The organism is Brevibacterium aurantiacum, from assembly GCF_003932995.1.
In the GTDB taxonomy this organism is placed as follows: Bacteria; Actinomycetota; Actinomycetes; order Actinomycetales; family Brevibacteriaceae; genus Brevibacterium; species Brevibacterium aurantiacum.
In genome coordinates this window covers 1,680,367-1,702,501 of the sequence record NZ_CP025333.1, presented here as the reverse complement: position 1 = coordinate 1,702,501, position 22,135 = coordinate 1,680,367, and the positions used below count along the sequence as shown (strand labels likewise).

Genomic DNA, 22,135 nt, shown 5'->3' with positions numbered 1-22,135 from the left:
AGCTTAACTCATGAGCGGACTCGCGGCGACTGCCCTCATCCGCTTATCGGCCTCTGAGCCCACTCAGGGTTTGATCTCGAGTCCTTCGACGTCCATCTCGTCAAGGGGCACGGTGCTGGAGCGGCGACCGGTGACCAGGCGGTGGATGAGCCACAGCAGCAGGAATGCCGGCAGCCCGATGTAGGCCGAGGCGACCTCGAGGACTCGTCCGTTGACGACGGCTTCGACGTTCTGGCCGATGATGACGATGACCAACATGACGAGCGCGATGATCGGCCCGATCGGGAACAGCGGGGCACGATACGGCAGGTCTGCGATGTCATGGCCCTGCTTGACGTAGGCCCGCCGGAAGCGGAAGTGACACCACGCGATGCCGACCCAGACGATGAACCCGGAGAGCCCGGAGACGTTGATGAGCCAGGTGTAGGCACCCCCGTCGCCCATCACCTCGGAGAGGAAGCCGAAGAGTCCGATGACGGCGGTGGCCAGCAGCGCCATGACGGGAACGCCGCGTTCATTCAGGCGGGCGAACAGCCTCGGCGCGGTCCCCTCCTTGGCCATCGCGTAGAGCATGCGGGTGGAGGCGTAGAGTCCGGAGTTTCCGGCGGAGAGGATCGCGGTGAGGATGACGGCGTTCATCACCGATGCGGCCACTGCGATTCCGGCACGCTCGAAGACGAGGGTGAAGGGTGAGGCGGTGACGTCCTCATTGTTCGCCGAGGCCAGCAGCGAGGGGTCGGAGTAGGGCAGGAGGAAGCCGATGATGATGATCGCGCCGATGTAGAAGAGCATGATGCGCCAGAACACGGTGCGGATGGCCCGGGGCATGTCGCGGCGCGGGTTGGCCGACTCGCCGGCGGTGACGCCGACGAGCTCCGTGCCTTGGAAGGAGAAGCCGGCGATCATGAACACGCTGATGATCGAGACCCAGCCGCCGACAAACGGTGCTTCGTCTCTCGTCCAGTTGCTCATGCCCGGCGATTCGCCGCCGATGATGCCTGCGATCATGAGCACGCCGAGGACGAGGAACGCAAGCACTGCGGTGACCTTGATGGCGGCGAACCAGAATTCGCCCTCGCCGAAGGCCTTGGCCGAGAGGAAGTTCAGTCCGGTGAGCAGGGCGAGGAAGATCGCCGCCCACACCCAGGACGGGACATCTGGCAGCCAGAAGGACATGATGACCCCGGCGGCAACGAGTTCAGCCGCGAGGGTGATCGCCCAGTTGAACCAGTAGTTCCACCCCATGGCGAAGCCGAACGAGGGGCTGACGTACTTCGATCCGTAGGTGTGGAAGGAGCCGGCGACCGGCAGGTGGGTCGACATCTCCCCCAGCGACTGCATGACGAAGAGAACCATGATTCCGATGACGGCGTAGGCCAACAGTGCGCCGCCGGGGCCCGCCTGCGAGATCGTTCCGCCCGAACCGAGGAAGAGGCCGGTGCCGATGGCACCTCCGATGGCGATCATCTGCAGGTGCCGAGACTTCAGCCCCCGTTTGAGTTCGCGACTCTCCCCCGCCGAGGTGGCTGCTTCGTTCATCGTGTTCCTTGACTGTCGCACCGGCGGGATCCTGTTCGGGCCCCGGCCATTCTTACCACATTCAGGTGTCGGCCTTCGCAATTGCCGCAGTGGGCAGTCCTCTGGCCAGCTGCGGTCCGAGGTCGGCGATGGTCCGGGCACCCATCAGCCCCATGGCGGTCAGTATCTCGGCCTTGATAAGGTCGATGGCTCGCTCCACGCCGCGCTGGCCACCGGCCATGAGTCCGTAGAGGTAGGCCCGGCCGATGAGCACGAAGTCCGCTCCGGCGCACAGAGCTGTCACGACGTCGGTGCCGGACATGATTCCGGAGTCGAGGATGAGTTCCATATCGTCACCGACCGCTGCCCGCACTTCTGCAAGTGCTGTCAGGGAATCGGGTGCGCGGTCGAGTTGGCGGCCTCCGTGATTGGATACGACCAGACCGTCGGCGCCGATGGACCGGGCCCTGTTGGCATCCTCGGCGGTGAGGACGCCTTTGACGAAGAGCTTGCCCTGCCACTGTTCGCGGATCCACTTGAGGTCATCGAGGTCCAACGTCGGATCGAACATGGTCCGGGTCATCTCGGCCAGGGACTGAGACGTGTTGGACAGGGACGCGTATTTCGGCGGCTCGGTGGTGAGGAAGTTGAACCACCAGCCGGGCCGGTAGGAGGCGTCGACGATCGTCTTCAATGTCAGCTTCGGCGGGATGGAGAGCCCGTTGCGGTTGTCGCGCAGTCGCTGACCGGTGATCGGGGTGTCGACGGTGACGAGCAGCGTCTCGTACCCACTCGCCTGGGCTCGTTGGAGCAGGTCGAGGCTGCGTGCGCGGTCCTTCCACAGGTAGAGCTGGAACCAGCGAGTCGAGGACGGTGCGGCCTGTGCGACCTCTTCGATGGAGCGGGTGCCCATCGTCGACAGGGAGAAGGGAATGCCGGCCTTCGTCGCGGCCCTCACTCCTCCGATCTCTCCTTCCGAGTGCATCATCCGCGTATAGCCTGTCGGGGCCATGCCGAATGGAAGCGAAACGTCCTGACCGGCGATAGTCGTCGATGTGTTCGGGGCGTCGACTCCGTGCAGGATGCGTGGGAGGAGTTCGACGTCGGCGAAGACCTGCCGGTTCTTCCGCAGGGTGTGCTCGTCAAGGGCCCCACCGTCGACGTAGTCGAAGGGGGCTGTGGGTGTCACCCGTTTGGCGATCTTGCGCAGATCCCAGATATCGGCTGCGGAGTCGAGTCGCGCACCTACCCGGTCAAGTCTAGGCAGACCGAACTGCAGGAGAGGGGCGAGTTCCTTCACGTCAGGCAGTTGCCGTTTCATCGTTCTCCTCATATTCGACACTGAATCTCATCGGGTTCGAGACGCCTGCGAGTCTAGCGAGGGGGTCGTCGTCACTGGAACTGGGATCACCATGAGAGATATTCCCATTTATTTCCCTATGTGGGCTTATCGTTTAGACTGTTCCCATGTCCGACTCCGCTGGTCCCCTGTCCGATTCTGCAGTTCCTGTGCCCGCAGCGCAGACAGAGACCAGACCGTGGCGCCAGGAGTTTCGCGGCGGAACGATCGACGACAGAAAATTCGCCGAGGTGTCCGTCTCCATTCCAGCCCGCATCGGCTCGGTCGACCTGCGACTGCCCTCCGAGCTCGCCGCACGCTCGGAAACCGCGGTCCGTGCGATCTCCCGGCTCGATGCCGAGCACGGTCGCACCCTGATTCCACTGTCGTACCTGCTGCTGCGCAGCGAATCGATCGCCTCATCGAAGATCGAAGCCGAAGAGGCACCCATCGACGACTTCGTCCGGGCCCTCCACGGTGCGAAGTCCAATTCCTCGGCCACTGCGATGGCTGCCGCAACGGGTGCGCTGGATCTGCTGACATCGGGAGCGATCAGTGCCGATTCGGTTTCTCGCGCCCATCGGCTGCTGCTCAAGGACGATGCCGGCGAGGCTCATCTGGCGGGCCGACATCGTCCGATGCAGAACTGGATCGGCGGCTCGGATCATTCGCCTCGCGGTGCACTCTACGTTCCTCCTCCCCCGGAGCTCGTCCCCGAGCTCATGGACGATCTGCTGACCTTCTCACTGCGCGAGGACATTCCCACGATCGCGCAGGCGGCCGTCGCCCATTCGCAGTTCGAAGCGATCCATCCCTTCACCGACGGGAACGGGCGGATCGGACGAGCCTTGGCGGCTGGGATCCTCCACTCTCGAGGTGTCACGACCGGGATCACTGTTCCCCTGGCTGCTGCCCTGGTCGAGGTTCGAGACCGCTACTTCGCGGCGTTGAATTCCTATCACTCAGGTGATGCCGGACCGGTCATATCGCTGTGGTCTAAGTCTTCGGTGATCGCGGCGGAGGAAGCTCAACTGACCGCACATCGGCTGGCTGGACTGCCTGATGAGTGGGCCGACCTCCTCGGCCATCCGCGTGAGAACAGCGCCGCAGCCAGGATCCTGGCCTACCTTGCATCGGACCCGGTGTTCACCATCGACGATCTTGAGGACTCGTTGAAGCTGTCCAGCTCCTCCGCGAACAGAGCGGTCTCCGCGCTGACGGAAGCCGGGGTCCTGCGCGGCCTGACCAGTCGCAAGCGCAATCAGATCTGGGGTGCTGGCGATGTGCTCGCCGAACTCGAAGACCTCAACCTGCGCATCGGTGCCCGAGCCCGTTCCGAACTCTGAGGGTATGCCGCGCCGGTCAGCGCTGCCGCACCTGACTGCGCTCAGGATTGGTCGAGGTAGTGCAGGACTGCTGCGACTCGCCGGCTGGTGGTCTGTCCGGCATGGAGTCCGAGCTTGTCGAAGATCGAGCTGATGGCCTTCTCCACCGAGCTGATGGACACATAGAGGCGTTCAGCGATGCCGCGATTCGACAACCCCTCGGCCATGGTCTCGAGGACCTCGTTCTCTCGGGGTGTGAGTGCCGACAGTGAGTTCTGCTTCTCGGACAAGCTCAGCAATTGTCGGACCACCTCGGGGTCGATGACAGTTCCGCCTTCAGCAATCCGGTTGACGGAATCGAGGAAACGGTCGATGTCGGTAACCCGGTTCTTCAGCAGGTAGCCCACGCCCACGGTCTCGGTGCTCAGCAGCTCGGTCGCGTATTCGCGCAGCACGTACTGGCTGAGGACAAGCACCCCGATGTCGGGGAAGCGACGTTTGATCGCCAGGGCCGCTTCGAGTCCTTCGGTGGTGTGCGTGGGCGGCATTCGCACATCGACGATCGCCAGGTCTGGACGGGTGTCCGCGACTGCCGCCAGCAGCTGGTGACCGTCGTCGACCGAGGCGACGACGGAGATGCCCTCGTCTTCGAGCAGGCTCCTCACCCCTTCTCGCAGCAGCACGGAGTCATCGGCCAATACCACTCGCATGGGAGCCTCGTTGATGGCCTCGACCGCGGATTCGGACATGCCGGATTCGGTCACGCCGGGTTCAGACATAGGGGATCTCCGCTCTCACAGTGGTTCCGGTTGTTTCCGTGCTCGTCACAGTCAGTGTTCCATCCAACGCTCCGACCCGACGATTCAATCCTCTCAGCCCACCGCCGGTGGGATCGGCACCACCGGAACCGTCATCGACCACCTCGGCGATCAGTGCCTGCTCCTCGTCGATGACGCTGATTCTGATGCTCGTGGCATTCGCGTGTTTGACGACGTTGGTCACCGCCTCTCGGACGACGAAGTATGCAGCAGACTCGGTGGCCTGGGACACTCGCCGAGACGGGACTGCGGTGAGCTCGACCGGTATCGGGCAGTGATCGGCCACCCGGTTGAGGACGGTGCCCAACCCGTGCTCATCCAATGCTGTGGGGTAGACCCGCCAGGCGACCTCGCGCATTTCGTCGATGAGGTCCTGGGATTGGACGAGAGCGTCGTCGAGGAGGGCGCTGGCCTTGTCCTGGTCCTTCGCACGTTGGGCGCGGGCGATGAGCACGGACAGGGAGACGACGTTCTGCTGCACCCCGTCGTGGAGGTCGCGTTCGATGCGGCGCCTCTCCTCGTCGATGGCCATGACCACTCCGTGCCGGGTCATGAGGAGCTGGGTGATACGCGTGTGAGGTGCGTTGGGGCGGCTGACCTGGGTGAACCTGGCGTCGATGATGCCGTGGAGCCAATTGGCCACCTCGGCGAGAATGATGACTCCGATGAGGTTCGCGGCACCGTAGAGCACTCCGACGAACAGCGTCGGCTGGCTGATGGTCCAGAAATCGAAGCCGATGGTGATGCTGCCGCCGATGAACAGGCCCTGGATGAGGGAGCCGATGGTCACAAGCAGGAAACCGGTGAGCAGATTGAGCATGGGCACGGCGATGATCCCGGCGAGGGCGCCGGTGAGGACGAAGAAGCCTCTCCTGACCGGGAGCTGGCCCATGACGATGCCGAAGCACTTCGCCTGCCGGGACCTCTCCCAGCCGAGGACTCGACGGCTCAGCCGAGATGTTGACGAGGGGACGGCTGCAAGCAGAAGCGGAAGGCACAGGGCCACTCCCCAGAGGATGCCCAGCACCGAGGTGGCCCAACGGGTGACGAACATGCGGGATTCTCGGGGAATCCTCGCGGTCAGCGACGTCGGCCAGGGCATGAGTTGATCGTAGCAATGCCTTATACGGTCGCCCAGAGGATCGACCGCAGTCCTTTCTTCCGGTTTTCCGCATCATCTCTTCGGGGCGCCGTCCCGCAGGTGTGCACTGCGCCGCGTTCCGGGTGCGGTCGCGCTTCGATAGCGTCTGTGGACATGGACCTTGCCCTTGATATCCTCCGCACCACCGTCGAATCCCCGTGGGTGTACCTCCTCGTCTTCGTCATCGCGGGCATGGATTCCCTGTTCCCCATCGTGCCCTCGGAGACCGTGCTCATCACGGCCGCCGCCTATGCCGCCGCCGGCATCCCGAGTCCCCTGGGCCTGCTCCTGGCAGCCGTGGTCGGAGCCCTCATCGGCGACTTCGCCGCCCACCTCGTGGGGCGTGGCGGGGGTTCCCTGGTGCAGCGGTGGACCCGGTCTTCGAGGGCCAAGCGATTGCTGGCGCACACCGAGGAGATCTCTGCCCGCCGAGGTGGGGTCGTCCTGATCGCGGGACGTTTCATTCCCGGTGGGCGTACGGCCACAACCCTGAGCTCGGGGATTCTGAAGTATCCGCGCACCCGCTTCCTCATCTTCGACGCTCTCGGCTGTCTGGCCTGGGCGATCTATTCCATCGGGGTCGGTCTGCTCGGCGGTGTGCTGTTTGAGGACCAGCCTCTGCTCGGCGTGGGATTGGGCATCGGCATCGCCCTGGCCATCACCGGTGTAGCGGAACTCACGCGCAGACTGCTGGCCAGGAGGAAAGCCCGTGCAGACCAGGATCGAACGGCGCACCGAGACCCTGCAGATTGGACAGCCTCGGCCATCGACGTGGCATGATGAATGGGATGTCTCAAGCGCTCGTGTGGTATGTCAGCTATGGGTCGAACATGCATCGTGACAGGCTCGCCTGTTACCTGCAGGGCGGCCGTCCTCCAGGTGCACTCGTCACCTATCCCGGCGCGAGGAACACCGATCCGCCTCTAGCGGAAATGGGCATCGAACTTCCCGGATCCATCTACTTCGCCGGCAGCTCCACCGTGTGGGGCGGCGGCGGAATGGCCTTCTATGACCATCAGGTCCCAGGCCCCACACCGGCAAAGGCGTATCTCATCACTGCCGAGCAGTTCGCCGATGTCGCTGATCAGGAGATGAACCGCCCACCGTCATCCGCGAATCCGCTGGAGACTTTGGCCTGCGAACTTCCCGTCGGTTCCGCCCATTCGGTGGGACCGGGCAAGTACGAGACGCTCCTCGTCCTCGACCGCAAGGGCTCGATCCCGCTGGTGACGTTTACGGCCCCGCACGGATCCGAGGCAGTCCCCCACACCGTTCCCAACGAACCGTATCTGACGATGCTGCGCCTCGGCGCAGAGGAGGTCAGGTCCGTGACGACGCTCATTTCAGCCTCGGAGCTCAACTTTGAATCGGAGCTCAGTTCAGCGTCGGAGCTCAGCTCTGCCGCAGCGACTCCCCAGCCCGCAGCTGCACGAGTGTGAGGTCGAGCAGCGGCGTCGCCACAGACAGATCCGCTGCCGTTCTCGCAAGGTGTCCGAGGATGTGCTCGGTTTCGCTGGGCAGGCCCGAAGTCACGTCACGGTAGAGCGATGAGGTGAACGACGAGCCCTCGGCGGTGAGCATGGACAAGGTCATCTCCCTGGCCTTGGCCGAGACCGGGTGTCCGCCCGCAGCCGCGACGGCCTCGAGCTCGTCGACGATCCGAACAATGTGCGCATGCCCTCCGGCCGCCATGATCGCCCCGACGGGTGCCCGGAACAGGCAGGTGACGACCCCGGCTGCGGCGATGAAGATCCACTTCTCCCACAGGGCGTCGGTGATGTTGTCCAGAATCTGCAACTTAAAGCCGGGAACATCGAGGGCCTGGGCGATGGAATCCGGGACGCCCGTTCCGTCGAGATCGCCGATGGTCATAACGGCGAGGTCCGTCATCTGGTGGACGGCACCGTCCATGATCGTCCCGACGATCTTGACCAGACCGCCCAGCACCTGGCCGGGGAACTCCTCGACCAATCGCTCGATCTGAGCCATGCCGTTGAGGAACGGAATGATGAGGGTGTCCTCCCCCACTGCGGGTCTGATGTCGTCGATGATCGACTCCAGACCGTTGGCCTTGACCGCGACGATCACCAGGTCGAAAGACGTCGAACTCGAGCCGTTGGCAGTGGCGAGTTCGGCTGCGGTGAGGACGGGGATGTGGTTCGTCCGGTCCTCCCCGGGTGCAACGAATCGCAGACCGTTGGCCCTCATCGTCTGTGCTCGGGCCTCGCGGACGAAGAATGTGACATCGCGTCCTGCTTCGAACAGGCGGGTGCCGAACGCTCCGCCGGTTGCGCCGGCTCCGGCAATGAGTATCTTCACTGTGTGCTCTCCCATGTCAGATGGATTCCGTGGCGTCTGCGCTGCGCGCTGTCACAATGCCTGTTTGAGTTCCTTAGCTGCCGCCGCGGGGTCATCTGCTGCGGTCACTGCGCGGACGACGACGATGCGCTGTGCTCCCGCGGCCTGGACTTCCGCCAGCCGCTCACCAGCGGAGATCCCACCGATTGCAAACCAGGGTTTGGCTGCGGTGGTGGCGAGCGCACGCAGGGGTTCGACTCCGATGGCGGCCCGGCCGGGTTTGGTGGGGGTCTCCCACACGGGGCCGAGACAGAAATAGTCGATCTCGGGGTCCGCCTCGGCGGCGTGGGCCTGTTCGATGGAGTGTGTCGAGCGGCCCAGGATCACGTCGGGGCCGAGGACCGTGCGTGCCTGTTCGCTGGTGAGGTCGCCCTGGCCGATGTGGAAGACGTCGGCGCCGACGAGGAGGGCCACATCGGCACGGTCGTTGACGGAGAACAGCTTCCCGTGACGATGGGCTGCCTCCCTGAGGACTTCGAGTGCTTCGATCTCAGCGCGGGCTTCGAGGCCCTTGTCGCGCAGCTGGATGATGTCGACGCCACCGGCATAGGCGGCATCAAGGAACTCGGGGAGATCGCCCTGCGCGCTGCGGGAATCGGTGCAGACATAGAGCCTGGACGCGTGAAGCCGGTCCAGTCGTGCGGCTCTGTCTGTGTCGTGGACTGCGGCGTCCATTGTCATATCTGCGGCCATGCTCCTAGAGTAGAGGAGTTCGCGGGAGCCTCATAAAGGGGGCTGAGAGGGCTTTGTGCCGACCGTTCAACCTGATGCGGATCATGCCGCCGGAGGGAGAAGCACGTGCACGTCATTGTTGTGGGGGCCGGGATCATCGGCTTGTCCACTGCCTGGAATCTGCGCCGTCGCGGCGTCAGCGTCACCATCATCGATCCGGCTCCCGCCATGGGTACCTCCCATGCTGCGGCGGGGATGCTGGCTCCGGCCGCCGAGGTGGTGTGGGGGCAGTCTCCCCTGTACCCGCTGATGCGTGCCTCAGCAGACCTGTACCCGGACTTCGCCGCCGAGCTGGCTGCCGCGTCTGGCCATGATCTGGGGTATTCGAGCGCCGAGACCTTTGTGTGTGCCGGTGACCGGGCCGATCTCGCCTCTCTGCGCGAACTCATCGACCTGCAGCGCGCAGCCGGTTTCGACGTCTCCCTCGTTCCCGGGTCAAGAGCCAGGGATCTGGAACCGGCGCTCTCACCCGGGGTATGCGGTGCGGTCACCATTCCCGGGGATCATTCGATCGATCCCCGTCGACTCACTGGTGCACTGCTGGCCGTCCTCGGTGACTCCGTTGTCCGTGCCCGAGTGACCGGTCTGCTCTCTCAGGCGGATCGGACCGTCGGTGTCGAACTCGAGGATGGGACGAGACTGCAGGCCGATCAGGTCGTCGTGGCCGCGGGCGGTTCCTGCAACGACATCTCCGGAGTTCCCGCGCTGCCCCTGCGCCAGGTATGGGGCGAGGTGATCAGACTGCGGGCGCCCGAGACTCTGACCCCGCTTCTCACACGCACGATCCGTGGGCTGGTCAAAGGTCGGCCCGTCTACGTTGTGCCTCGTCCCGACGGTGAACTCGTCCTCGGTGCCACGAGTCGTGAGGACGGTCGGTCCGGGATCAACGCCGGAGGCGTCCACCAGCTGCTGCGCGACGCCGAACGTCTCGTCCCTGCAATCCTCGAGGCCGAGATCACCGACATCACCACCCGCGCCAGGCCGGGCTCACCCGATGACGTGCCGATCATCGGGCGCATCGATCCCGGCTGTGTGGTGTCCACCGGCTTCTTCCGACATGGCATCCTCCTCGCTCCTCTGGGGGCGAACCTCACCGCCGACCTCGCGCGCGAGAGCGGAACCCTGACGAGACCGACGGAGACACTCGCCGCGGTGACGCCCGACCGATTCGCCGAAGCCGCTCATGCTCAGCACCTCCAGACCACACCGACCGAAATGTTTCAGCAACCGACAGGGAGTCAACTGTGACCGACACGATCAGCATCACGCTCAACGGCGAGCGCCATGAACTCGCCCGTCCCACCACGGCCAGGGACCTCGTCTCCGGTCTCGTTGACAAGGACATCACCGTCGATGGCACACCCGTCGACGGCAGTCGTCTGGGCATAGCGCTCGCCGTTGACGGTGAGGTGATCAGGCGCGGGAAGTGGTCCGACTTCACCTTGGCCGAGGGGCACAGTGTCGACATCGTCACCGCTGTGCAGGGAGGCTGACATGAGTTGGAACGTCGACGAGGTGACCCTGAACTCCCGACTGGTCATGGGCACCGGGGGCGCCAGTTCGCTGAGCATCCTCGAACAGGCCCTGGAAGCCTCGGGCACCGAACTGACGACTGTGGCCCTGCGCCGATATGACGGGACGGCCCGGGACTCGGTGTTCGCCATGCTCAACCGTATGGGCATCCGTATTCTGCCCAACACTGCCGGATGCTATACGGCTCGTGATGCTGTGCTGACTGCCCAGCTGGCCCGGGAGGCACTCGAGACGAACTGGGTGAAGCTCGAGGTCATCGCCGATGAGGAGACTCTGCTGCCGGATCCGGTTGAGCTGTTCAGGGCCGCGGAGGAACTCGTCCTCGACGGGTTCACGGTCTTCGCCTATACGAACGATGATCCGGCGTTGGCTAAGAGGCTCGAGGACGCCGGTGTCGCCGTGGTGATGCCGGCCGGTGCTCCGATCGGCAGCGGATTGGGCATCCTCAACCCCCACAACATCGAGACGATCGTCAACCGTGCCCAGGTGCCGGTGATCCTTGATGCCGGCATCGGCACCGCCTCCGATGCGGCCCTCGCGATGGAGCTCGGCTGCACCGCGGTCCTGTTGGCATCGGCTGTGACTCGGGCACATGATGCGACCGCCATGGCCCGAGCGATGTCCCTGGCCGTTGAGTCCGGTCATCTGGCTGCCCACGCTGGCCGGATTCCGAAGCGTCCGTTGGCCCTGGCCTCGTCGACCTTCGAGGGGATGGTGACTCCGGCATGAGCACCGCGAGCAATCCGGGTCCACTGGTCGCACCGACCGATTCTCTGAGCCCACGGGAACTCGAACGCTACGCCAGGCATCTGAGCCTGCCGGGGATCGGCATCGAGGGGCAGCGGCGACTGCGGGCCGCCTCGGTGCTGGTCATCGGTGCGGGCGGACTGGGAGCACCGGTCCTGCACTACCTGGCCGCGGCGGGGATCGGGTCGATGACGATCATCGACGACGATGTGGTCGAGGCCTCGAATCTGCAGCGCCAGGTCCTCCACCGCGATGCCGATATCGGCCGGGCCAAGGTCGATTCCGCCCGTGATGCTCTGCTTCGTCTCGATCCGGAGCTTGCAATCACCGCGATCAGCGAACGGTTGAGTCCTGACAATGCATTTGAGCTGTTTCGCTCCCATGATGTCGTCCTCGACGGAGCCGACAATTTCGCGACCCGCTACCTGTCCAATGATGCCGCCGAGCTCACCGGCACCCCGCTGGTCTGGGGCACGATATTTCGCTTCGCAGGTCAGGTGAGCACGTTCGTCCCCGGGCCTGGGCCGATGCTGCGTGACCTGTTTCCCGATATTCCTGAGGCCGATTCGGTCCCCAACTGCGCTGAGGGAGGGGTGCTCGGGGTTCTGTGCGGCACCGTCGGCTCCGCCATGGCCACAGAGGCCGTGAAACTCATCTGCGGCATCGGCACACCGCTGATCGGTCGTCTGCTGCGCTATGACGCGTTGGAGGCCGACTACTCGACGCTTCGGTTCTCACCGGATCCTGATCGCCCGCCAGTCACCGACCTCGCCGAGGTGGCGGTGGCCTGCGCCGCTGCCGACCAAGGACTAGGGCGCCAGAATGCGAAGGGCTCAGGTGCCGAAGGTCAGTGCGCGCGACGGGACGATGAGGTCAGCATTGAAGAATATCTGGCCGAGTCCTCCCCTGCCATCCTCATCGATGTGCGTGACGGGTGGGAACGGCAGATCTCGGCCATTCCCGGCTCCGTCCACCTGCCGCTGAGCGTGCTGCAGGTCCAGGGATGGAAGGCGGTGGAAGCCGCGACTGCTCTTCCGCCACGCGAGGTCATCTTCCACTGCAAGTCGGGGGCACGGTCTGCTCAGGCCGTGGCGCTGCTCAAGGAGGGTGCGCCGGGGGCCGTGCGTCTGCGTTCGCTGCTGGGTGGCATCGACGCTTGGTGGGCTTCAGGACACGAGACGGTTCAGGCGCCTGGCCAGACCGCAGTGTCCGGCTCTCATCACTCGTGAGTGCATCGACGTCGCCACCGGCCGCAGCAGCCGAATCGACCGCCGACGAGTGGTCACGCACCACACTGAGCTGATCGTGGTGATGGGGCCGGTCTGCTGCAGCGACCAAGCTCCGGTCCCCCTCAGATCACCGGCGGCGGAGAAGATCACGAAGTACGGTGCCTCAGTTTCCTGAAGTTCGATGCTGAAGCTCAACGTCACACCGATCGGGCTGTCGACCTGGATGTCGGCTCGGCTTCCGGTGGCGATCGTGTCATCGATGGGCACAGCCACGGGAAGGCTGGGCCACCATTGCGGCCACGCCTCGATGTCACTGAGCACTGACCACACATCCCGCACAGAGGCATTGACCCTCCACCGATTCTCGAAGTGGAATGGTGCTGACTCATCGGCCTGCGGTCGGACATGGTGGTGGAGTGAGAGCTGGTGATCGTTCGTCATGGATCCCCTGGTGTTCGTGGATCGACGGGCGCTGATAAACCCGTTCTGACTCGACGGTACTGTGGAGACTGTGATTGAGGAAAGTTTCATCAGCTCCCGCCGACCTTCGCCTCTGGGAGGACGTAAGCCGACGAAGGACGACCTCGCAGAGTTCGCCACCGACGATCCCGATGCCATCGATGATGTCCTGCCCGGGCGTCCGGGAGAGCTGTCGATGCTCATCGTGGGAATCAACCCTGGGCTGTGGACCGCTGCGGTCAATGCGCCCTTTGCCAGACCGGGCAACCGCTTCTGGCCCTCACTGCATCAGGCGGGTCTGACCGATCACCTTGTCGATGCCTCACTGGGCCTTGCCGCCGCAGATGAAGCACAGCTCTTGGCCCGGGGCATCGGGATCACCAACCTCGTCGGTCGGGCCACCGCCAGGGCAGATGAACTGGACAATCAGGAGCTGCGCGACGGGGCGGCCCGATTGGTTCACCGACTCGACGACATCCGCCCCAAGGTGGTCGCGATCGCAGGAATCACCTCGTTCCGAATCGGGTACTCACAGCCCAAGGCCCAACTCGGCTTACAGGACTCGTCACTCATCGAGGGGTGGCCCGAGGACATTCCGCTGCACGTCGTCCCCCAGCCCAGCGGCCTCAATGCCCACTACCAGGTGCCTGATCTGGCCCGAATCTGGCGGCAAGTGTGGGAGAGCATCGAAGCCTGACCGGGCTTACAGCCCAAGATTGCCGACCGTGGCACGAACGTGGAGCCTCGCTTCTAGTGTGGTGGAGCGAAATGCTCGCGGCAGCGCGCGACATAGGCTTCGAGGCCGCCGATATGGCTGGCATCGATGTCTGTGGCAGGAGCGTCCGACTCGTCATCTGTGTGCCCGGGTGCGCCCACACGCTGGTGGAAGACCGCGTCTCTGCCGCAGATTGTGCACACTGCTGTCAGCTTGAGAACGTCTTCGGCCACGGCCATGAACGTCGGCATCGGTTCGAAGGGATCACCGTCGAACGTCACACTCAGCCCTTCGACAATGACGGTGGCACCGCGTTCGACAAGTTCGAATACGGTCGCCACGAGGTCCGGGCCGAAGAACTGCGCTTCGTCGATGGCGATCAGATCGTAGTCCTCGGCGTGGGCCACCTCCGCGAGGGACTCGACGTCGCCGACGGGCACGGCGGGGATATTGACACCGGTGTGCGAGGTGATCGCCGACAGCGTCGAACGGGTATCAAGAGAGTGGCTGAGGACGAGGACGTTGACCCCGGCGATCTTTGCCCGCCGGACCCGGCGCATGAGCTCCTCAGACTTTCCGGAGAACATGGGGCCGGCAATGACGTCGAGACGACCTGCCTGCCGTGGCGAAGCAACGGGGTTCATAGGCATGGGGCCAGCCTACGCCGCGATCCCGTCGTACCGATATGGGTCACTCAACTTCGATCAGCTCGCGCATGCACCGTGTCAGCACGTCACCACGGTCAACCGTCACCGCGGTCAGTCGTCGACAGAGACTTTCTTTGATTCGACGTCGACGGAAACCTCGATCTCCTCGTCATCGTCATCGAAATCGAACTGGTATTCGATACGATCGTCGTCCGAGTCGAGCTTCCACCCGTCGAGTCGGCCTGAGGCCTTCTCCTGAGCTAGCTTGAGCGCCTCATCGAAGGCCATCGGATCCTTGAGATCGACCGCCTTCTCCTTGTCATCCGTGGAGTCCTTCTCCACGTCGACGACATCGCCGGTCTCAGCATCGATCTCCACGTCGAATTCAGTTGTGCCGTCGATGATCTTCACCTCGTACTGCCAGGCCTCGTCGCGATCATCGAAGTCGAGTTCGATGGCGTGGACGTCACCGTCCTTGGCTTCTTCCTTCGCTGTGGAGATGGCGTCTTCGGGAGTCACAGATGGCGACTCCTTACTCAGATCAGCGTCCCGGGGCAGCCCGGCGGACGTAGAAGCAGACGAGTCGTCAGGGCTCGGGTTCTCTGTCGCCGACTCTTCAGCACCGTCGTCGGCCGATTCCTGGGCTCCGGCTGTCTCTGCTGTCTGACCCTCACCTCCTGATGCCTGATCGGCGTCCGATTCTCCGCCGGAGCAACCGGCGAGCGCGAAAGCGAGAATCATGGTCCCTGCAGCGGCCCGTGTGGCCAATCTCTGAGTCTTCATACCGCCACCGTAACAACGGGCGAGGCTTTCTGCCCCCTTGCTAAGAGGATTCTCATGCTGGTGAGAGGCCTGGTCAGTCCAGACAGAACTCGTTGCCCTCAGGATCGGCCATGACGATGAACCCGGTCTCCATCGGCGGATTGGGGTCGACCCGTTCGAGTCGTTGAGCGCCCAACTCCAGCAGGCGCTGACATTCGTCTTCCAATGCCTGCATCCGTTCGTGGTTCTGCAGCCCGGGAGCCGCACGGACATCGAGATGGACCCTGTTCTTGACGGTTTTGTCCTCGGGCACGATCTGGAAGAACACGCGGGGGCCGCGTCCGTTTGGGTCTTCGATCGCGGCTCGGAAGTCTTCTGGTTTCATGTCGATGCCCATGCCGGCGATGAAATCCTTCCACGCGGCAAAGGGATCGTCACCGGCTTCAAGTTTGACTCCCGGAGGGCCGGGCGCGACATATCCGAGTACCTCGGCCCAGAAGGTGGCCTGCCCGATCGGGTCATGACAATCGAAGGTGATCTGAACTGCGCGACTCATGGCGTCTCCTCATTGAGATAGTTCGATCAAGGATACCTGCTTTTGCGGTGTGGTCACTGCCCGGTTCTGCCGTCGATGCATTCGCGCAGCAGGTCCGCATGTCCGCAATGCCTGGCGTATTCCTCGATTCGGTGGATCTGGAGCTCCCGTACCGCGATCTGTGATTCACCGAGGCGGGTGCCCAGGTCTTCGTACTTCGCGACCTCGGCATCGGTGGTCGCCTGTTCGGCTGCGCGGTCTGACCAGGTCCTTGCCAGCATGTCCGCATCTGCGCCCGACGTGCTGAAGGCCGCGTCGAGGCCACCGTAAAGTGAAGGTCGTGTCTCGTCCGCAGTGATCCAATTGCACCAGTCACGTTCGACCTCGACCATGTGTCTGAGCAGCCCGAGCAGAGACATCGTTGATGGTGGAACCGACCGCATCGCCAGCTGCTCAGCGTCGAGCCCCTCGCACTTCATCCTCAAGGTGGAGCGGTAGTCACGGATGAACTCGAGCTGCGTCTCGGCCTCACCATCGGGGCTCCTGCCGTCGGTATTGCGCGGATCGTCATCGGGGTCGACCCACATGTCCGGGTAGACGCTGGCCTTGGTCCATCGGTTCGGAGTTGTCGACATATAGGCATTCTGCGCCTCCGAGGAGGCGTTGACCAGGCTTGTACGGAATCCGGCCTGCAGAATTTGCACCGATTGTCGACGCCCGAACTCGGAGCCCGGATGCACTCTACCGAGGTGAGAGTGTCCACTGTTCGGTCAGTGGAAACAGGCTCGGCACATCTTCGCGCACCATCTGCCCGAAGTGCAGCGCTCCACCGAAGAGCTTCTCAATGGCATTCACCGCATGCAGAACACGATCCCTGGACAGTGGGGGCAGCAGCTCGCCGTGTTTGAGATACCCCTTCAACGATCCGGTTGCCGCCATCTTCAGTCCGAGTCGTCCAGCGATCAGCCAGGTGATGCATTCGGCTTCGAAGCGGACCTGGCGTCCGTCGATGTCAGTTTCGCTGGCAGAGATTCCCAGCTTCGGGAATTCTCCACGATGGCCGGCATAGACCAGGGCAAGCTCATAGAGGACATGTCCCAACATCACCGTAGGACTCTGCGTCTTCGGAAGCCCGGGCAGATCCAGACCCTTGCGGTGCAGGACATCCATGACGAGACGATGCCCGTCCCAAGTGGGTGCACCGACTGCCTTGAATGGGCTGATCGAGGAGTCGGGAACTGGTGGGCCGTGGGTGTCTTCGACATCGTAGACGAAGCGCACGGGAGCAAAGGGGTGGAGCACGATCAGCGCCACTGCATCGTCAGTGAGCAGCCTGCCGTACTTCTGCTGCCAGGCGTGTTCGGTTTCGACAAAGATCGCTCCGGCATTCTGCTGTGCGATGAGGGCTGCGTTGAACGCCGCAATCTGCGGAAATCGGCGGACGAAGCCCAGCAGTTCATCCCATGGCATCACGGATCTGTGGCTGCCGGCTTCGGCATACAGTGCATCAAACGAATTCACGTCCTTATCCATGACCTCACGCTACGATGCGGCACTGACACGGCAGACTCAGCGGCACGGGACCTGGTCATGCGACACGGACCGCGCTTAGCATCAGCAATAGGACGCTCCGGGGGCGCTCACCAGCGAGACGATCCCACTCGAGCTCGGCCCAGGAGGACGATATGACAGTTGGCGACAACAACCTGACGATCCGCATCGGACCTGATGAGCTGGTCATCCGCCAGCGATATCAGGTGCTGAGCATCATCAACGATGTCCTCATCGGCATCTGGTTCCTCATCGGAAGCTTCATGTTCTTCTCCGACGAGTGGGTCTTCACCGGCACCTGCCTGTTCGTCCTCGGCAGCGTTGAGATGCTCATCCGTCCTGTCATCCGCCTGATCAGACACCTGCACCTGCAGAAGATCCGCGGACCCGAAACCCCAACTACGGACTCCACATACGACTTCTGAACCGCAGAGGACTCAGCCGGCTCATTCGCACCAGGGCGTGCCACCTGTCTGCCGGTCTTCATAGAGTCGGCCCCTGTCCACGGACAGGATGCGATCGGCGGTTTGCGCAGCCCATCGTCGGTCGTGGGTGGTGGCAAGGACGGACCCACCTCGGCGAACGAAGTCTTGAATGAACTTGTTCAGTCGACCGATGGCCTGGCGGTCCCTGCCTAACGTCGGTTCGTCGAGGAGGAGGATCCGAGAGCCCACGATGAGTGCCGCGGCCATCACCAGATCCTTGCGGAGGTCGATGCTCAGATCGTAGGGATGGGTCTCGCTCACTGCTTCAAGCTGTGCCTGCGCCATCGCCGAAGCCACTGCCTCCTGCCGTTGGGCTCTGATGGCTGTCCTGTTCCGGCGCCTGTGGGTGGGCAACGGGGCCGAGCGTGTGAGTTCCTCACGCACGGTGGCAGCCGAGAGCTGGCTGCCCGGATCCTGCCCCACCCACCCGAGGTGGGCGGCTCGCTGATGTGCTGGGGTGTCGCCGAGGCTGACCGCCCTCCCGTCATCATCGACCGTGATCGCGCCCGTAATGTCGGCGCCACGCTCGAGGAGACCAGCCAGGCTGCGCAGGAGAGTCGACTTTCCCGCACCGTTGGGACCCATGATCGTCACGATCTCACCGGTTGCGACATCGAGGTCCACATGATCGAGGACGGCGGCACCGGCTCGGGAGACCGTCAGGTCGCGCACGGAGAGCGCAACAGCGGTTGGTGCAGATACCTCAGCCTGTTCGACACGATCCTGTTCTCGTGTATCCCAGATTCCTTCGTGGTCGCAGTCCCGGACAGTCAGTCGTCGTTGTCTCGCATGTAGGCGTCCGGATGCCAGAACGCTGAAATCACGGCAGGCGGCAGCAACTTCGTCGAGCTGATGAGCGGTGATGAGCACCGTTCCTCCGGAGGTGCAGTAGTCCTGCAACACGTGGCCAAGGCGACGTCGAGCGTCCGGATCCAAGGACAGTGAGGGCTGGTCGAGGGCCAGCAGCGACGGTCGCTGACTGAGCAGCCCGGACAGAGCCACGAGCTGCCGTTGGCCACCGGACAGGGTCTCGAGTCGTCGTCCCCACAGGTCGCCGATGCCCAGCGAGTCCAAGGTCTCTCGTGCACGCTTGTCGACCTGTGTGGCCTCGTCACCGTGCAGCCGTCCCGACAGCTGCACTTCATCGCCGACGAGGCTCGTCATTCCGCTCAGCTGAGCCTCGGGATCGTCACCGAGCATCACCGCCGTCCCTTCGAGGCGGACCTGCCCGACGCTGGTTCCGCGCTCGCCCAACAGTCCTGTGATCAGTCGAACCAATGTCGAGGCGCCGGCGCCCACTGGCCCGAGGATCGCATGCATCTGCCCCGGCTCCAGACGAAGATCGATGCTCGTCAACGCTGGCCGGATACCTCCGCGGTAGGTGAAGCCTGCCCCGATCAGTTCGAGAACCACCGTTTCAGACACCTCCGATCAGCTGGTCGGCGGTAGGCAGGGGCAGGACACCAGCCACGGAGCACACGACGAGGACGACGGTGATGATGGGGACGCCTCGGCGCAGGAGCCATTGGTCCGGCCCGTCGCTGTGGTCCTGCAGTGATGTCGCTGCTGTCGATTCAGTCATGCCGCGTTGCTCGAGCACTTCGTGGCGCTGTTCGACCTCGATGAGCACGGAGGTGAACAGGCCGGTGACGATGCCCGGGAGCAACGTCGTGCGGACCCTCCAGCTGCTGACATCCCAGCCGTGACTGGCGCGCGCCTCCACGATCTGCTGCGTACGGGCACGGATGAGTGGGACGAGGCCGATCGTCGAGGCGCAGATATAGGCCACGGAGGTCGGCAGCCGAAGTGCCCGCAGCCCGTCGAACAGGCGTGCCGAGTCGGCCCCGAGGCCGAAGAGCGCGCACAGGGACACGAGCGCAGCGACCCGCAGCCAGATCTGGACCGCAATGGCGAGCCCTTCGACTGTGAGCCTGGCCGGTCCCAACTGCCACAGCACGATCACCTCGGCGCCGGGGTAGAACAGGCCTTGGACGACGCAGAGGACGAGCAGCGTAGGCAGGCACACCACACCGACGCCGATCACCCAGGTACGCAGCCTCACTGTCGGTGAGGCCGTCGCGGTGATGAGCGTGGCGCCGATGATGGTGATGGGCACGACCGGGGACGGGATGCCGAAGACGAGCAGCAGAGCGCATGCGAGGACGATGATCTCTGTGGCTGGATGCCAACGGCGGGTGGCCTGCTGTTCCCGGTGGAGAACAGTCGCGGGCATTCAGCCGACCCGCACCGCTGCTCGGGAGCTGCGCGCACGACTGTGGTCGGTGAACGGATAGCGGTCACGGATCCGGCGGGGCAGTGTGCGCACGATGACGTAGGCCAGGGCGAAGATGAGTGCCTTGTCGATGATGTCGGAGAAGAGGCTCTGCGCCAAGGTCGCATTGAGCATCTCCAGGCCCGCGGCCTGCAGGACGGCGACGACGCCGCCGGTGCCCGAGCCGAGTCCGCCGCCGAAGACGTAGGCGGCCACGGGTGCCCCGAGAGCTCCGGCAGGGATTCCTGCCAACGCGCCGGCGATGACGGCGAACCAGGGGGTGCGGAAGGCTCCGAGCCGCGCAGCCCAACCGGCGGCCGCACCGATGAAGGCCGCACCAGAGCTGAAGGCGATGACGCTGGGGCTCAGAGTCACACCCCAGATGAGGTTCGAGATGATGCCGGTGAATGCTCCGGCTGCGGGACCGGCGAGGACGCCGATCATCACGGTCCCGATCGAGTCGAGGTAGAGCGGAATGGGTGTGATAGTGCCGACGACTTGGCCGATGACGATGTTGGCGGCGATGGCCACGGGAATGAGGGCGAGGATGCTGCGTGGGATGAGCGGGAGTGTGCCGGCTGCGAGGAGGACTCCCCCGGCCAGGTAGCCGAGCATGACCCATAGTGTCGTGTGGCCCAGGTCGGTGCCGAGATTGGCCGGCTGCGTCAGAATGACGGCAAGGTAGGTGCCGAGGATGACGATCGTACCGAGAAACGTCAGGGTGAGGGGCAGTGTGTGGCTTTTGAAGCTCTTATCGCTCTGGGTTTGTGCGGGACCGACATTGTGTGTCGGCCCCTGCCCAGACTGCTTGGGCGTCATGGTCATGTTGGGGTCCTTTGCTCAGGGTTTCGCCGAGGTGGTCGAGGAAGGTCTGTGCATCGATCGTGCGGATGATCTCGGCGTTGACGCCCTTCCCCCACCGTCCCAGCCAATCGGCGACGGTTTCGCCACGTGTGAGTTTACCGGTGAGTTCGACGTCGACGGGCGCACAGATCGTGCTCGCCCAGGGCAGTGTGCCTCGGGTTCCGTTCGCAATGGGCTCTTCCCTGCCCGCCGAGGTGGGTCTGCCCTGGTCTCCGCGTGCCCATTCGAGTGCGCAGGCAAGGACGAAGGGGTCATGGATGTGGGCGATGTATCCCAGACCGTCCCATTCGTGGAATTCGAAGTAGAACCGCAGGGCTTCTGCCATCTGGGCCAGCCAGGCATCCCATGTCTCACCGGCAGCTGATGATTCTCCTGCCCTCTCGTGGAGTGACGCAGCTCTGTCGAGGATCGTGCTCAACCGTGCGAGTGTCATCTCAAGCGCCTCGGTAGCTTCGATGGGGGCGATGACCGGCAGCGCTCGAAGAGTGCCCTGGCTGTGGGCGTGGTCGAAGGCGTTGATGACGGTCGCTGTCGCCTCGGGATCGAAGGTGACGTTCCATTCGGTGGTCGGGAGGGTGTTGCCGCGATAGTTGAAGGCTCCGCCCATGATGAAGAGCCGGCCCATCAGGCGGGGAAGTTCAGGCTCGATGGCAAGGGCCAGGGCCAGGTTCGTCGCCGGTCCGATGACGACGCCGATGAGCTCCCCGGGGTGAGCACGTGCCGCGTCGACCCAGGCCTGCGCGGCGCTGGTGGAGCTCGCCGTTGCTGTTGGGGTGGGAAGGTGCGCGTAACCGGCCCCGGTGGGGCCGTGAGTGAGGTCGGCGTATTCAGGCTCTGCCGGGGATCCGTCGACTGGATCTCGGGCGAGGTCGCCGACGGACCAAGCTGTGGGGAACTCGCTTCCCGGGTGGATGGGGATGTCCGTGCGCCCGGCAAGTTCAAGCCAGCCTTGAGCGTTGACGCTGACCTGTGCAGTGGAGACATTACCGCCTGAGGCCGCGATGCCGATGATGTCGACATCGTCTTGGCACAGCAGGTATCCGAGGGCGATGGCGTCGTCGATTCCGGGATCACAGTCGAGGAACAGCGGCAGGTGTGGAGGCAT

At 64.0% G+C, this 22,135-nt stretch carries 25 protein-coding genes and 1 riboswitch; of the genes, 9 read left to right on the top strand and 16 right to left on the bottom strand.

Features of this window, described 5'->3' with window-relative positions:
- Positions 1–63 precede the first annotated feature (63 nt).
- Positions 64–1,539, bottom strand: a complete 1,476-nt coding sequence (locus CXR25_RS07865; protein ID WP_125187921.1) for an amino acid permease — start codon at positions 1,537–1,539, stop codon at positions 64–66.
- 61 nt (positions 1,540–1,600) lie between these two features.
- A complete protein-coding gene (locus CXR25_RS07860; protein ID WP_125240498.1) occupies positions 1,601–2,839 on the bottom strand; it encodes an alpha-hydroxy acid oxidase in 1,239 nt (412 codons plus the stop codon).
- 146 nt (positions 2,840–2,985) lie between these two features.
- Here CXR25_RS07860 and CXR25_RS07855 point away from each other — a divergent pair, with 146 nt between their 5' ends.
- Complete coding sequence (locus CXR25_RS07855; RefSeq protein WP_101638828.1) at positions 2,986–4,203, top strand: Fic family protein; 1,218 nt, start codon at positions 2,986–2,988, stop codon at positions 4,201–4,203.
- Between the two features lie 41 nt (positions 4,204–4,244).
- Here CXR25_RS07855 and CXR25_RS07850 read toward each other — a convergent pair whose 3' ends face one another.
- Positions 4,245–4,961, bottom strand: a complete 717-nt coding sequence (locus CXR25_RS07850; protein WP_125240497.1) for a response regulator — start codon at positions 4,959–4,961, stop codon at positions 4,245–4,247.
- Entirely contained in the window at positions 4,954–6,102 is a 1,149-nt protein-coding gene (locus CXR25_RS07845) for a histidine kinase (protein ID WP_125240496.1), read from the bottom strand. Before CXR25_RS07845 ends, CXR25_RS07850 begins: the two co-directional genes overlap by 8 nt.
- 153 nt (positions 6,103–6,255) lie before the next feature.
- Here CXR25_RS07845 and CXR25_RS07840 point away from each other — a divergent pair, with 153 nt between their 5' ends.
- Together CXR25_RS07840 and CXR25_RS07835 are read left to right on the top strand one after the other, a co-directional pair.
- A complete protein-coding gene (locus tag CXR25_RS07840) occupies positions 6,256–6,921 on the top strand; it encodes a DedA family protein (protein ID WP_164513957.1) in 666 nt (221 codons plus the stop codon).
- 8 nt (positions 6,922–6,929) lie between these two features.
- Complete coding sequence (locus tag CXR25_RS07835) at positions 6,930–7,580, top strand: histone deacetylase (protein ID WP_125240494.1); 651 nt, start codon at positions 6,930–6,932, stop codon at positions 7,578–7,580.
- Here the strand turns inward: CXR25_RS07835 and CXR25_RS07830 are convergent.
- Together CXR25_RS07830 and thiE are read right to left on the bottom strand one after the other, a co-directional pair.
- Positions 7,534–8,475: a 2-dehydropantoate 2-reductase gene (locus CXR25_RS07830; RefSeq protein ID WP_009883763.1), complete on the bottom strand. Its 942-nt coding sequence runs from the start codon at positions 8,473–8,475 to the stop codon at positions 7,534–7,536. The two genes, CXR25_RS07835 and CXR25_RS07830, sit on opposite strands and share 47 nt — an antisense overlap.
- Positions 8,476–8,511: 36 nt before the next feature.
- Positions 8,512–9,180, bottom strand: coding sequence for a thiamine phosphate synthase (gene thiE / locus CXR25_RS07825; protein ID WP_125240900.1), 669 nt, complete (start codon positions 9,178–9,180; stop codon positions 8,512–8,514).
- Between the two features lie 23 nt (positions 9,181–9,203).
- Positions 9,204–9,307: riboswitch (TPP riboswitch) on the top strand.
- On the opposite strand from thiE, the gene thiO reads away from it, so the two are divergent.
- The 4 genes from thiO to moeB all read left to right on the top strand — a co-directional run bounded on the left by thiO (position 9,298) and on the right by moeB (position 12,740).
- Positions 9,298–10,479 (top strand): glycine oxidase ThiO, encoded by a 1,182-nt coding sequence (thiO, locus tag CXR25_RS07820; RefSeq protein WP_125240493.1) that lies wholly within the window; start codon positions 9,298–9,300, stop codon positions 10,477–10,479. Its footprint overlaps the riboswitch before it by 10 nt.
- Positions 10,476–10,724: a sulfur carrier protein ThiS gene (gene thiS, locus CXR25_RS07815; RefSeq protein WP_009883760.1), complete on the top strand. Its 249-nt coding sequence runs from the start codon at positions 10,476–10,478 to the stop codon at positions 10,722–10,724. Before thiO ends, thiS begins: the two co-directional genes overlap by 4 nt.
- 1 nt (position 10,725) lies before the next feature.
- Positions 10,726–11,493, top strand: coding sequence for a thiazole synthase (locus CXR25_RS07810; protein ID WP_096146819.1), 768 nt, complete (start codon positions 10,726–10,728; stop codon positions 11,491–11,493).
- Complete coding sequence (moeB, locus tag CXR25_RS07805; protein WP_125240492.1) at positions 11,490–12,740, top strand: molybdopterin-synthase adenylyltransferase MoeB; 1,251 nt, start codon at positions 11,490–11,492, stop codon at positions 12,738–12,740. The genes CXR25_RS07810 and moeB overlap by 4 nt, the downstream gene beginning before the upstream one ends.
- On the opposite strand, the gene CXR25_RS07800 is transcribed toward moeB, so the two are convergent.
- Positions 12,678–13,181 carry an SRPBCC family protein gene (locus tag CXR25_RS07800; protein ID WP_125240491.1) on the bottom strand — a complete coding sequence of 168 codons (504 nt, stop codon included), beginning with the start codon at positions 13,179–13,181 and terminating at the stop codon, positions 12,678–12,680. The genes moeB and CXR25_RS07800 overlap by 63 nt on opposite strands.
- Before the next feature lie 70 nt (positions 13,182–13,251).
- Between CXR25_RS07800 and CXR25_RS07795 the strand changes: the two genes are divergently transcribed.
- Entirely contained in the window at positions 13,252–13,896 is a 645-nt protein-coding gene (locus tag CXR25_RS07795) for a mismatch-specific DNA-glycosylase (protein WP_009883756.1), read from the top strand.
- Positions 13,897–13,949: 53 nt separating this feature from the next.
- Here the strand turns inward: CXR25_RS07795 and CXR25_RS07790 are convergent, their stop codons facing one another.
- The 5 genes from CXR25_RS07790 to CXR25_RS07770 form a co-directional block, all read right to left on the bottom strand.
- Positions 13,950–14,558 carry a thymidine kinase gene (locus CXR25_RS07790; protein WP_009883755.1) on the bottom strand — a complete coding sequence of 203 codons (609 nt, stop codon included), beginning with the start codon at positions 14,556–14,558 and terminating at the stop codon, positions 13,950–13,952.
- 114 nt (positions 14,559–14,672) lie between these two features.
- On the bottom strand, positions 14,673–15,344 hold the full coding sequence (locus tag CXR25_RS07785) for a PepSY domain-containing protein (protein ID WP_069599951.1): 672 nt from the start codon (positions 15,342–15,344) through the stop codon (positions 14,673–14,675).
- Between the two features lie 73 nt (positions 15,345–15,417).
- Positions 15,418–15,879, bottom strand: coding sequence for a VOC family protein (locus tag CXR25_RS07780; RefSeq protein ID WP_069599950.1), 462 nt, complete (start codon positions 15,877–15,879; stop codon positions 15,418–15,420).
- A gap of 53 nt (positions 15,880–15,932) precedes the next feature.
- Positions 15,933–16,493: a DinB family protein gene (locus CXR25_RS07775; RefSeq protein WP_164513956.1), complete on the bottom strand. Its 561-nt coding sequence runs from the start codon at positions 16,491–16,493 to the stop codon at positions 15,933–15,935.
- A gap of 106 nt (positions 16,494–16,599) precedes the next feature.
- Positions 16,600–17,391, bottom strand: coding sequence for a hypothetical protein (locus tag CXR25_RS07770; RefSeq protein ID WP_125240490.1), 792 nt, complete (start codon positions 17,389–17,391; stop codon positions 16,600–16,602).
- A gap of 152 nt (positions 17,392–17,543) precedes the next feature.
- On the opposite strand from CXR25_RS07770, the gene CXR25_RS07765 reads away from it, so the two are divergent.
- Positions 17,544–17,834: a YrhK family protein gene (locus CXR25_RS07765; protein ID WP_009883750.1), complete on the top strand. Its 291-nt coding sequence runs from the start codon at positions 17,544–17,546 to the stop codon at positions 17,832–17,834.
- A gap of 21 nt (positions 17,835–17,855) precedes the next feature.
- Here CXR25_RS07765 and CXR25_RS07760 read toward each other — a convergent pair whose 3' ends face one another.
- From CXR25_RS07760 to CXR25_RS07745, 4 genes are read right to left on the bottom strand one after another with little or no spacing between them, the layout of a single operon-like run.
- Positions 17,856–19,307, bottom strand: a complete 1,452-nt coding sequence (locus tag CXR25_RS07760) for an ATP-binding cassette domain-containing protein (protein ID WP_125240489.1) — start codon at positions 19,305–19,307, stop codon at positions 17,856–17,858.
- 4 nt (positions 19,308–19,311) lie between these two features.
- Positions 19,312–20,127: an energy-coupling factor transporter transmembrane component T family protein gene (locus CXR25_RS07755; RefSeq protein ID WP_125240488.1), complete on the bottom strand. Its 816-nt coding sequence runs from the start codon at positions 20,125–20,127 to the stop codon at positions 19,312–19,314.
- Positions 20,128–20,991 carry a histidine kinase gene (locus CXR25_RS07750; RefSeq protein WP_096146814.1) on the bottom strand — a complete coding sequence of 288 codons (864 nt, stop codon included), beginning with the start codon at positions 20,989–20,991 and terminating at the stop codon, positions 20,128–20,130.
- Complete coding sequence (locus CXR25_RS07745; protein WP_125240487.1) at positions 20,918–22,135, bottom strand: nucleoside hydrolase; 1,218 nt, start codon at positions 22,133–22,135, stop codon at positions 20,918–20,920. The genes CXR25_RS07750 and CXR25_RS07745 overlap by 74 nt, the downstream gene beginning before the upstream one ends.